General features: G+C 33.4%; 8 protein-coding genes. 6 read left to right on the forward strand and 2 right to left on the reverse strand.

The genetic code is table 11. The features are described from left to right. Positions 1 to 626 precede the first annotated feature (626 nt). Genes QO200_RS04025 through QO200_RS04050 form a run of 6 tightly spaced genes read left to right on the forward strand, consistent with a single transcriptional unit; the run spans position 627 to position 8,875 of the window. On the forward strand, positions 627 to 1,856 hold the full coding sequence (locus tag QO200_RS04025) for an ABC-three component system protein (RefSeq protein ID WP_371536671.1): 1,230 nt from the start codon (positions 627 to 629) through the stop codon (positions 1,854 to 1,856). Beyond that, positions 1,853 to 2,305 carry a three component ABC system middle component gene (locus QO200_RS04030; protein ID WP_371536672.1) on the forward strand — a complete coding sequence of 151 codons (453 nt, stop codon included), beginning with the start codon at positions 1,853 to 1,855 and terminating at the stop codon, positions 2,303 to 2,305. Before QO200_RS04025 ends, QO200_RS04030 begins: the two co-directional genes overlap by 4 nt. Further along, complete coding sequence (locus QO200_RS04035; RefSeq protein WP_371536674.1) at positions 2,302 to 4,164, forward strand: DUF3732 domain-containing protein; 1,863 nt, start codon at positions 2,302 to 2,304, stop codon at positions 4,162 to 4,164. The genes QO200_RS04030 and QO200_RS04035 overlap by 4 nt, the downstream gene beginning before the upstream one ends. Next, positions 4,161 to 5,195, forward strand: coding sequence for a nucleoid-associated protein (locus QO200_RS04040; protein ID WP_371536677.1), 1,035 nt, complete (start codon positions 4,161 to 4,163; stop codon positions 5,193 to 5,195). Before QO200_RS04035 ends, QO200_RS04040 begins: the two co-directional genes overlap by 4 nt. Positions 5,196 to 5,249: 54 nt before the next feature. Beyond that, positions 5,250 to 7,160, forward strand: coding sequence for an ATP-dependent endonuclease (locus tag QO200_RS04045; RefSeq protein WP_371536679.1), 1,911 nt, complete (start codon positions 5,250 to 5,252; stop codon positions 7,158 to 7,160). Then, the gene (locus QO200_RS04050; RefSeq protein WP_371536682.1) at positions 7,157 to 8,875 is read left to right on the forward strand and encodes a UvrD-helicase domain-containing protein; all 1,719 of its coding nucleotides are present in this window, start codon (positions 7,157 to 7,159) and stop codon (positions 8,873 to 8,875) included. The genes QO200_RS04045 and QO200_RS04050 overlap by 4 nt, the downstream gene beginning before the upstream one ends. Before the next feature lie 248 nt (positions 8,876 to 9,123). On the opposite strand, the gene QO200_RS04055 is transcribed toward QO200_RS04050, so the two are convergent. Next, positions 9,124 to 10,491 carry a hypothetical protein gene (locus QO200_RS04055; protein ID WP_371536684.1) on the reverse strand — a complete coding sequence of 456 codons (1,368 nt, stop codon included), beginning with the start codon at positions 10,489 to 10,491 and terminating at the stop codon, positions 9,124 to 9,126. A gap of 236 nt (positions 10,492 to 10,727) precedes the next feature. Next, on the reverse strand, positions 10,728 to 12,053 hold the full coding sequence (locus tag QO200_RS04060; RefSeq protein WP_371536686.1) for a site-specific integrase: 1,326 nt from the start codon (positions 12,051 to 12,053) through the stop codon (positions 10,728 to 10,730). Between the last annotated feature and the right edge of the window lie 211 nt (positions 12,054 to 12,264).

The raw sequence follows: 12,264 nt of genomic DNA on the forward strand, positions 1-12,264 counted from the left end.
CAAAAAACAACAAGAGCCAATTTAAACATAAAAACCACCTATAATACCTGTTGCATACAAAACAAAAAATTATAGATTTCAATTTATTTTCATAACCCTGAGGTCAGTGTTCACCTCCTGTTTTCATTACTAGCTGGCAAGACATTGAATACATATCTTGCCAGCTTATTTATTTTACAACATGCTGAAAGTTATTAAACTATAGACTTATATTCTAAAAAAACTCCTTTAGAAGTTCCGATACTTAGCACTTTTTTTAAAAATCATAGATAACAACTTATTTCAAAACAAAAAACTGATAATCATATATAAATTCATGCAAAGAGAATATTAGTCGTTTTAAATAAAAATAGGTATAAATATGTAATGGCTGATGTTTTTTAATCATATATTTGAAAGAATCAATGTGGTTTTCCGCAAAAAAGATTTGTATTAAAGAATAATATTTGTTTATTTTTAATTAATATAATATAGTTCTCACTTTGTTTTTATTTGATAGTATGTCATTTCGAAAAAAGAAATCAAAAAGAAGTGTTTTTAAAAATTAAAAAAAAACGTTAATAAAAAAATTACTACTTTTAACATGTTTCCTAGTTTGAAATTTGATTTAACTATTTATTTGCAAAATGATATCCGACACTTTAAAAATTCATACCGAGCATACTGCAGGCCCCCAATTAATAGGATTTGATTATCAAATTTTTTATTTTCTATACTTATCCTTGGATTTAAATCCAGGAGAAAAGCTTGGATTTGAGATTCTTGATGATATTCACATCGAATTTCCAAATGGAAATTTAGAATTGCTGCAAATGAAGCATACAATCCAAACAAATGCATCTGGTGAAAAAATAAATCTTACCGAAAGAGATTCTGATTTATGGAAAACAATCTCCAACTGGATTGCGTTTGTGAACGCAGCAGCTGATGCAGAAAAATATATTCTAAACACTTCATTTACTATTGTCACCAATAAATCTATTAACAGTAATACTTTTCTGGAAAATCTTGCAAAACTTCAAGCTGGCGAGATTGACATAAAAGAAATGAATGCATACATTTTAATTTTGTCTTCAGGAACTTCTGACGATATTTTAAAAGAGAAAATAAATCAATTAATAAAGTTGAACCAAAAAGTCAAAAAAAGTTTTTTATCTAAGATTAATATAGTGTCGGATCAGGAAAATATTATCTCACAAATAAAAGGAAGAATCCATAAATTAATCAGAAGGGCGGAGAGAATTGATGACGTCTTTAATGCTTTTTATACAAATATCCAAGTTGATAAATTCCTAACTATTGCCGGACGAGGAAAGTTTAGTATCACTTTTGAAGATTTCTCAAACAAATACAAAACTTGCTTCGATTTTGCGTATGCTTCTAACAATCTTCCCATTAGAAACCTACCATTAATTTTCCCTGACAAGTTAAAGGAGCAACTGTTTATAAAGCAACTAATTGAAATCGGTGAAACTGACCAGGACGAAGAAATTTTAAATTATACTACAGCGATGCTAAAATTCTTTAACCAGGTTAAAGACTGGGTTACTGAAGGTGACTTGTTAGAAACGGATAAAGCAAGTTTGGATAAGGATGCTATTTTCAGATGGCAGCGGATTTTCAAAGAAAAATACAGGGAAATTAAGAAAAAAATGACAACAGGGATTTCTAGTGACGATCTTGAAGAAGAGATAAAAGAAAGTGCAATTGCATGCGTTAATGAAATGCGAAGGGAAAAATTAAGTATCAAGAACAACGAACTTACAGAAGAATTTAGTAATGGGCAGTTTTACCTACTTTCAAACGAGCCTTTAATAGGATGGCATCTGGATTGGGAAAACAAGTATAAGCAATGAGTAAAAGCTATTATGTGTATAACAATGAAGCAATCGCGTCATTGGTACTAGAAAAGGCACTACACCTCTTAAATGAAATTGAAATTGCGAGATTTTTACTTGTCCTACCAATAGTTCTTGAAGACAGAATCATTGTCAAGATGAGGACAGGTAGTTTTTCCGATTTTGGAGAATTAGTTAGCAAACACCCTGCACTTTTTGCAAATTTTAATGACCGCTATCTCGATCTCATTCCTATTTCTATCAATTCACTAACACTTCTCAAAGAAATGGGAGTCTTGACGACAAGGAAAAACAAAATTTTTTACAATGCAAATCATACTGATTTTTCGAAACCACCATTAAGCAATAGATTGGAAAATATATCAGGGCAAATGCAAAATTTTATCAACCTGACCTCAGGCTATGAAACCAATACATTATATAAAATATTAAAAATAAGATTATGAAATTTAGGCTCAACAATATTAAGCTATGGTTTAAAAATGAATCAAAGCCTAAAATCTATAATTTCCTTCCCAATAAAATTAATGTCATAACCGGGGATGCAACGACAGGCAAAACGAGCTTTTTAAGTGTTATTGATTACTGTCTGCTATCAAATAAGAACAGGATAATTGAAAAAACTATAAACGAAAACGTCTCATGGTATTTAATTGATTTTCATATTAATGGAAAGAACTTTGTTATTGCGAGAAAAGGCGCCAACAGCGGAACTGTGTCATCTGAAATTTTTTTTTCTGACACTGGAGAGCAACCTGAATTTCCATATGCCAATGCCACAATTGATGATTTAAGAGAAATACTAAATACAGAATTTGGCATATCTACATCTGAAGATTACCTTTTAAATAATCTAAAAACCTTTAGCTACAGACAATTTTTGCTTTTCACATCCATATCGGCTGATATAATTATTACCACAAATAATTATTTCGATAGAAGCTTTTATGAAATAGATACTGATGAGACTCTTGAGCAGATATTGTTGATGGCAATTGGTGTTGACAGAATGGAGAATATGAAAAATAAGAAGAAATTAGATGATTTAAATAAAGAAATAGCTTCTGTAACCAGACGGATTAATAGCGAACGCAAGAAAAAAGAAAATATAGATTTAAGCTTGTTTGCCCTTGTTCGGGAATGTAAAGAAAATAATCTTCTTAGTCCTGATTTTGAAACCACACCAATCGAGACTACCACCATTTTAAGTGGAATTGTGGAGGAATATACTGTATTAGCTGACAACGAGAAAACGTTCTCTGCTATTGATGGATTAAATAAGCAAAAAAGAGAAGTAAGTCGTAAAATCAATTCCATTGAGAGGTACAAAAAAGAAATTGCCGATTACAATAAAAACTTATCCAGCTACGAAGACAGTTTAAAACCAATTGAATACATTAATGAAAACTTCAATGAGATTATAAAATCCCATGAAGTTTTACTTTTTGTGGGTGAGCTTGAGAAATCCTTATCAGATATAAAGCGCAGCTATCTTAAATCAGATTTTAAAACATTTACATTACAGGAAGATCTGGAAGCCTTAAAACAAGAACAGCAAAAAATTGTAAAACAAATAGCAGATCTACCGAAAGTAAAGCCAACATTTTCAAGCGAAGCTACTAAATACATTTTTGTGGGTACTATTAAGCAAAGACTTGCGCAAATTGAACAGCAGAGAAACAGTATTACAACGACTGAAGTTAAAGAGTTGGAGCTGCTTGTGAAGGAGTCCGAAGCATTGGAATCATTAATAAATGATATTGATAGTACAAAATTTGTGATGAGCGAAGAGCTTGACAAAGCTATACAAAGGAATTATGACCTTGTCAATTCGATGCCAAATTATAACGGCTATAAAATCCGTTTTTCAATTGAAGATAAATTCTTGAAATTGAAAAGCCCTTCGGAGCTTTTCGAGATTGAAACTGTCGGCAGCTCATCCAATTACATGTTCCTGCATCTCTGTTTTTATCTTGGATTGCATGAACACATGATAAAAGTAGAACAAAAACATGTGCCACAGTTTTTATTTATCGACCAACCCAGTTTCCCGTACTACTCCGGTGAGGGAGATGTAAAAAATAACGATAAGGCTAAACTTTTAGATGCCTTCAGCCTTCTCAATTCATTTTTAAAATATATAGTCGAGGAACTGAAAAATGAATTCCAGATTTTTATGGTTGAGCATGCTCCTAAAGAGTATTGGGAGCAAAATGATATGGAATATTTCCATACAGTTGACGAATTTACTGGAGGGAATGGCATGGTGCCTTTATATGTACAATTAAATAATAATCCTTCATGAAGATTTCAATAGAGCACATCAAAAAAATGGCAATTCATTATGTGGGAAATAAATCAAGAGGCGAAGGGGTTAAATTCTCGCAAGTTGAAACAGACTTTCAAAATGCTGAGGCGAGTATTTTGCAGCAGGCTAAAAATGCCTTCAACTTTGACCAGTTCCATGAGTTCTTTTATACTCATAATATTAGCCTTAATCCTTTATATAGTTTTGTAGAAACGTTGTTTTCCGATAATGAAAGATTAATTGAAGTATCTCAAAGTATTGTGAGCCATCTGTATGATCAAAGTACACATGCTAAGGTAAAAAGTGGAGAATTATATGTACTATATTTCAAGGACTGTCTAGTAGAAGATGAAATTACTGATGCAATTGGTATTTTTAAATCGGAAAATAAAGATTCTTTTTTAAAAGTAAATCCGTTGCCTGATAGTTTTGAGATTGAAAGCTTACAGGGAACAAATATTAATAAACTCGATAAAGGTTGCCTAATTTTCAATACAAATAAGGAAAATGGATACCTGGTGTCAGTGGTAGATAACACAAACAAAACTAATGAAGCACAATATTGGGTAAATGATTTTCTTCATGTGCGTCCAAGAAAAGACGGATTTTACAATACGCAAAACGCGATGTCACTATGTAAAAAATTTATTAGTGAAGAACTCCCTTCTAAATTCAATATTTCTAAAACGGAACAGGTTGATTATATGAATAAGTCTGTAGATTTTTTTAAAGAGGAAAATATTTTTGAGTTTGAAGACTTTTCTAAAAAGGTAATACATGACCCTGAAATTACTGAAAGTTTTAAAAGCTATAAAAACCGATTTGAAAAAGAGCAAGGTCTTGAGATTGCAGATAATTTTTCAATATCTGAAACAGCCACAAAAAAACAATCACGAATTTTTAAAAGTGTTCTAAAATTGGATAAAAATTTTCACATCTATATCCACGGAGACAAAGAGCTAATAGAAAAAGGCATTGATGAGGCTGGGAAGAAATTCTATAAAATTTATTACAAAGAGGAAAGCTAGTATCGAGATCAGTTTGAAAGTTCAGTATGTCCGTGAAAAATTTAAAATTTTTAAATGTATTTAGCAACAATTAATATAAAAAATTACAAAGGAGTTTCGTCGCTTTCGATCAACTTCGATTCAAAGTTAAATATTATTATAGGCGAAAATGGCTGCCGTAAAACTGCCATCATAGATGCAATTAGGTTGATGTACAATTTGGGTAACCAAAAAAAGGACATATACGTTAATCTAGAAGATTTCTACTTTGATACCGCAACGTCGACGCAATGTAAGAGAATTGAACTCCAATACATTTTTAGAAAGCTTTCGCCCGCTGAAAAAGGTGCGTTGTATGAATATTTGGTTATGGATGCGACAGATCCCGTGCATGACTACGCCCAGATAACATTGATATATGAATTTCAAGACAAAGGTTACCCAAAATTCTCGTATTTCACAGGAGCAACCACAGAACAGAAAGCAGATTCAGGAACTTTTGAAATTTTCCAGCATTATTATCTGGGTGCATTACGAGATAGCACAACAGATTTACTTAATGTAAAGTCGAATATGTTGGGGTCTGTAATTAAGCGACTAGTTGAACGTGCAAAATCCGAACAGCATTTTAAAGATATTATACAAACAGCGAATGCAAGTTTATTGGGACGTCCTGAAGTTGAAGATACCCGAACGAGTGTCAATCTCCATCTCGATGACATTTTTAAAATATCGAGCGATAACAAAATTGGTTTGCGTATAGAAGAATCCTCACGCATTGAAAGCATAGTAAACGTAATTAAGCCTTATTTACCTCATGACAAAACTTCATTGATTGATGACGGATTCAACCTTTGGCAAAATAGTTTAGGTTTTAATAACCTGATATATGTGGCAATTATTTTAGGAGACATTCGCGAGAGAATCGCTGACAACCCACATCAGCATTTTGCTTTGCTCATTGAAGAGCCTGAAGCACATTTACATCCGCAATTGCAACTAAATCTTTACAATTTTTTGAGAACCGCAAGTACTCCGAACAACTGCCAGTTATTCATTACGTCACATTCGCCTACTTTGACGTCAAAGGCGGCATTGGACAATCTCATTCTCTTAAAGGAAAATGCTGTAAATATTGGAGGCTGTTTTGACGGACGTGATATAGAGAAAGTTATTGAGCAATCAGCCAAAAAGATTGTGATGACTGCACACGATTTTTTAAACAGGAAGAAACAATTAGAACGCTACCTAGATGTTACCAAAAGCCAATTATTTTTCGCACGAGGAATTTTATTCGTTGAAGGTATCTCCGAAAAATTATTGGTGAGAGCGTTCGCCGAATATCTCAATCTAAATCTTGAAGATCGCAGAATAGAACTAATAAGCGTTGACGGAATATCCTTTTACGCCTTTATACACCTTTTCAACTCGCCTAATCCTGAAAAGAGACTGGGACATCCAGCAGCTATTATTACAGATGACGACCGTTATGCAAAACATGACAGAACATTTAAGACTCTATCAGCTAAAAACTTCAAGGCGTTGGACGGTTTTCGTACTGGATTGTATGGTTCGGGGATCAACAACCGGACGGGCAACTTGGCGTCGGCAATTCATTCTCGAAAAACTAATGTCAAACTAATGACGGCATTTAAGACATTGGAGTACGAAATTGCTCTAGCTAACATAGCTCTAAACAAAACCGATTTTTCAAATAATTTTTTAATTCAGTATCTCTCAACGAATGTCACAGAAAAGTATGCAACAATTGAAGGATATCTAAAATCTTTGCCGAATGAAGTGTTTTCAGCTCATGAAAGGCAAAAACTAGCAATACTTGTGTGGAAGGCACTTCCGTCGAAAGCAACTTTTGCGCAAGATTTTTCGCTGACGCTGGAAACAGCAGTACAAAACCAAGATGTCGTCGTTTTTAATGTACCTCCATATCTAACAAAGTCTATTAAGCATGTTACCAGTAGAAAATGAGATTTGAGATAACTGATGATAATCGGCCATATCTTGAAGCAAGAGGTCGAATAGTTCTTAACGCGTGTCCAGGAAGTGGGAAGACGAGTGCGATAGCCTACAAATTAACCCAATTGACAGAAGAATGCGCAAGGATTCATGGTGAGTACGCAGGTATAGCATGCCTTTCATTTACCAACGTTGCCAAAGACGAAATAGCAGAAAAATTTGAGAGTATTTCAAATCGAAGACTAGCATATCCCCATCTAAATTCAACAATAGATAGCTTCATAAATCAATATATTACTTTACCATTTTATCATTTATTCAATGTACCATCACGTCGTCCTTCAATCTTAAATACAGTAAGCTTTCTAGATGGCATGAATTTAGGATGGTTTAAAAATCTGAGAAACCAACCATTGTCCGTTTCTTATCCACCGTCCAAACTAAAATTTGAATTTGATGGCTCAATAAGTTGGGATGGAAGTGCACCAAATCCCGCGATTGTCGATGCTGCGGAGTTCAGTCGATTTGCTAAAAAATTTAAGGAGTGGCAGTACAAAAATGGCTACCTTAATAATGATGACTCCGCTTTTTTTGCATACAAACTATTAGAAAAATATCCTGAAATAGCCAAAAGTCTAGTGAAGCGTTTTCCTTATATAATTGTGGACGAAGCGCAAGATACATCAGGGTTACAATACAAGATTTTCGACAAGCTGATTGAAGCTGGGCTTGAAAATTTTGAACTTGTCGGCGACCCTTACCAAAGTCTTTACGAATTTCGCGAAGCAGAACCTGCTTTGTTTGTGAGTCGTTTTGAGGACACAAAAAATTGGCAGGCACTAAGATTTAACAATTGTAGACGCTCCTCTCAAAGAATTATAGATGCCTACAGCATGTTTAGAAATGTAAAGGAAGCCTCAATTACTGCGACTGGTAAGCATGAAACTGATCACAATTTGAAAGTCATTAGATATGATGATGCTGACCTTCCTGCCCTAATTGAAAAGTATCGGTCGTTGATTGATCCGGATGGGAAAAATTACATCCTTGTTCGTGGTGGCACACATTTAGAGCAATTCGGTGTTAAAACCCCGTCTGAAAATCCGTGGAAAAATGGTCTGTCAAAAATGCTAATTGAAGTGCAGTTGCACTTTACAGGCGGAAACAGTAAAGCTTGTATTGACGCTTTGCGGGTATTCTACGCAGAAATCACTGTTGGAGGTTCTGACTACAAGACTAAAAACGACGAAGTAAAAAGACTCAAAGACGATACCGACCTCAATATTCAGCTTTTTGACTTCCTTTTAAATATGCCATCGATAGACGACACTCTAGAAGATTGGACTACAAAAAGCACTGCATATATCAAAGCTACGTTCGGTAAAGATGTTAATTTAGAATTAAAGAAAAAGGGAAAGGTTTACGTTTCACAAAACTTAAAAAATCTTCTTTATTCCCCTATTGATACTCCTTACCCAATTTCAACTATTCATAAAGTAAAGGGAATGACCTTCAGCTCGGTTATGGTTGTATTAAGCAAAGACAGTAAGGGAGCAAATTTTTCGCTACATGATTTTAAAACACCTGCTGCTTTGCCCGATGAAAAACAAAGAATGCTATATGTAGCTTTATCCCGTCCTGAAACACTTGCTTGTATTGCTGTGCCTAATGTTTTCACGGAGGAACAAATAAGTAGTCACTTAGGGATTGATATTGAATTTATTTAGGAGTTAAGTTCAAACAGATTGAAACGTCTTTTGAGCAAAACTTTAAATCATAGGCTTCATATGTTAATCTTTATGGAAAGATTGCTTATGAAATAGAAATTGATTTGCAAAAGAGTCAAAGATTACAGAGCTTTAGATTTTTGGAAAGAGATCACAAAAAACTATAAATAAGAAAGAGCGGTAAAAAGGCTACCCATTATAAGAAGCTTTAGTATGTCACTTTCTAAGAATACTAAAATATACTGCTATTAGGGTAGGTCTTTATCCCAATGAGAAGCGTTTTCAATTGAAATTTCATCTTCAGGAATAATCAGGAAAGTTTTTTCAATTGGAAAAACAGGATTAATGAATGATGTAGCGGTACTTACTGTTTCATCAAAAAACCAGTCCATATATGATCTCGTGTAAGATTGAAAATAATGATAATAAATCCAACATAGCTTATTTTGATGAGTATCAATACTGCCCATTGAATACAATATCTTTTCCAATCTAGCTCTCTCAACCTCTGGTCCATCGAATGTTTCCATTCCGATATGAATAATGGCATCCTTATCAGGGCTAAACTGCTTTATCGCATCATTAATTTGATTTCTGACATCCCTAGCTTTTGAAAATACAGCTTCACTGGCATCGCAATAACAATGAACCCCAAAGGCATTAATTATTTCCGAGATATATAAGTTGTTTGCATTATCGTCTCCAACGTAAAAAAAGTGTCCAATAAAACCTGAAGTGAAACTGGAATGATCAACTTCTTTATTAGCAATAAGTTCCAAATGTTGGGGAGAGTTCATTTTTACATAATTAGTTTTTAAATGATTCTGTATGGATGCTATATCAACAAATGACATATCTATATCTACTTTACTATTGGAAACTATCCTTCCTGGAGTTTTTGTCGTTGGCATTAAATTTTCAAGAACATCCTTTAAATACGTGTCCGGCAAGGAAATTAACTCAACGTGGAAAGTAATATGCAGCAACGCATTATATTGTACCAGCATCTTACTAATCTCGGATATAAGGAGTTGCCTTTTTTTAGTTTCTCTGTAAGTGTAGTCAGATGACTTTTTTTGCCTTTTACATTCAACTTGCCATTCCATATTACCTTTTGATACAGAAAAATCTGGAGTTTTCCCTGATTTGCCTTCCTCTATAACTTTAACAGTCCATCCGTTTCTTGTCCACAGAAGTGCTGTTAATATTTCAAACAATATTGCATCAGCTTCTGATGTTCTCTTCTTAAATAAATCCTTCATTTTTTTATTAATGCCCTCAATATCTTTTACTAGATCAAGATTCATCCCAATGCGCTTAAATATAGGCAATACTCTTGCTCCTTGATAATACTCATATTTGTGGGCTTCAAAAAGATAGGTATGTACAAGATACAAGTACCAACCAATTTGGTCTTTTTGAATTACAAGCAGTGTGCCTTCATTTATTGGTTCTGAAAAGGACCGAGAAGCCCTTACAATACTGCTTAGATAATTTTCGACTTCATTTTTTCTCCGTTCCCAGTTTTTTTCTGAAATAAATTCTTTAAACCAGTAATAAGCATTCTTAATATCAGTATCTTGATTCGTACCAATAGGAAATTCGGATAAAGGCATTCTTTGAATCATAAAATATTTTTAAAGATTTTTATCACAACAGATTGCCTATAGTACTCTATTAGTGTAAAGTAATTGTAATCTATTTTATTCAAATATACCAAATAACTTTATGGAACACAGAAAAGCCTTAAGACTAATTTGTAATCATCCGCCCTATGAAAGTGAAATAAATCTTAGATTTGTGACTCATGTACTTAAAGCATCAATGCATTGAAATTCACCCAAGGGAAATTTTAGAAGTCATTTTTTTTCGCTTCTATATTGAATTTTTTCTTTAAATCTAGGATTTCTTTTTCAAGTTTTTCTAAAATCGATAAATTATCGTCAGCGTCGAAAGAGACTTTTTTATTTAGTTTATTTCTCAATTCAATCATTTGTCGACCAACTGTCTGTTGCTCGGTTATTGCATATTCTTCAGTCTGTTGTACTGATTGATGTCCGAGCATTTCTTTCACAATATGGATCGGCACGTCATTAGCAAGTGTTATTGTACTGCCAAAAGTTCGTCTCGCCTTATGCGTATTTAATACACAAGTAATTCCACATAGATCAGCAATTTCTTTTAGGTAAGCATTCATTTTTTGATTAGATTTTACCGGAAGAACACTTCTTCTTGAAAGACAAAGCGGATCGTCTTTATATTTTTCTATAATTTCAAGAGCCTTTGGCAGTAATGGAACATTTGTCCCTACTTTTGTTTTTTGGCGGTTGGACATAATCCAGTATTCACCATCAATTCCTATCTTAATGTCTTCTTTTTTAAGTTGAAACGCATCAATGTACGCAAGACCAGTGTAACATTGGAAGATAAATACATCGCGAATAACAGTCAATCTTGGCGTAGAAAAAGTATGATTTTCAATCTTATGCAGTTCTGCAGCAGTGAGTGGTTTTTTCCACGTTTTTGTTTTTTTTCCTTTAAATTTCTTAAATGGGTCCTCCTTAATAATTTCCTTGTCAAGTGCCCGTCTTACAATTTTTCTGAAATTTGTAATGTACTTTAATGCAGTATTGTTATTACAGCTCTTTACTGTCTTCAGGTAAAATTCATAGTCTTTTATAAATTCATAATTCAAGTCCCGAAACTCCATATCTTCCAAGTTGAATTTGAAAGAAAGAAATTCTTGTATATGCTTTTTGGATATTTCAAAACGTTCATGTGTTCCAATGGCGTATTCCCCTGTATCTACAAGGGCAAGTAATTCATCATTGTGCTTAAGGAATTCTTCAAGTACTTTTACCTTTTGGGCTACTCGTCCCAGAATAAAATCTATTATCTTTTGGGAAGTAATAAAATGCTCTGCATAAACTAAATCATTTCTATACTGGTTGACTTTAGTCTCAATTGTAGTAAGAAAAAAATTAGTGGTTCTCGCATCTTCTTTTGTACCTATAGCTCTTTCTGCTTTTTGATCCCATCTGGTAATATCCCATTTGCGTTTGGTGGAAGTTTCCTTAGGGATCCCATCAACGGTAATTCTTAGGTAAATATACCTGAGATTGCTTTTTTTTCGTGGAACCTTCAAAAAGAAGGTTAATCCAAAACTACTTTCTAACATAATTCAACGATTTAAATGAGTAAATGTCGAATTATAGCGTCTTAAAATCAAGTCGTTAACGTGCTTTACATGTTGATTATCAATGATTTAATATTTATTTTGTGGCACATTTTTTCTAAATTTAAAAGTGCCATAAAAATGCCATGTAATTTTGAGCGTTTTTGAAAATTTTGGAGAAACAAGTATAAATAAAAATACCTGCAAATCCGAA

This window comes from Flavobacterium sp. Arc3, from assembly GCF_041431375.1.
Classification (GTDB): domain Bacteria; phylum Bacteroidota; class Bacteroidia; order Flavobacteriales; family Flavobacteriaceae; genus Flavobacterium.

Bases quoted from the DNA above. Each gene is read 5' to 3' on its own strand.
- QO200_RS04025 (WP_371536671.1), top strand. From the start codon at position 627: ATGATATCCGACACTTTAAAAATTCATACCGAGCATACTGCAGGCCCC.
- QO200_RS04030 (WP_371536672.1), top strand. From the start codon at position 1,853: ATGAGTAAAAGCTATTATGTGTATAACAATGAAGCAATCGCGTCATTG.
- QO200_RS04035 (WP_371536674.1), top strand. From the start codon at position 2,302: ATGAAATTTAGGCTCAACAATATTAAGCTATGGTTTAAAAATGAATCA.
- QO200_RS04040 (WP_371536677.1), top strand. From the start codon at position 4,161: ATGAAGATTTCAATAGAGCACATCAAAAAAATGGCAATTCATTATGTG.
- QO200_RS04045 (WP_371536679.1), top strand. From the start codon at position 5,250: ATGTATTTAGCAACAATTAATATAAAAAATTACAAAGGAGTTTCGTCG.
- QO200_RS04050 (WP_371536682.1), top strand. From the start codon at position 7,157: ATGAGATTTGAGATAACTGATGATAATCGGCCATATCTTGAAGCAAGA.
- QO200_RS04055 (WP_371536684.1), bottom strand. From the start codon at position 10,491: ATGCCTTTATCCGAATTTCCTATTGGTACGAATCAAGATACTGATATT.
- QO200_RS04060 (WP_371536686.1), bottom strand. From the start codon at position 12,053: ATGTTAGAAAGTAGTTTTGGATTAACCTTCTTTTTGAAGGTTCCACGA.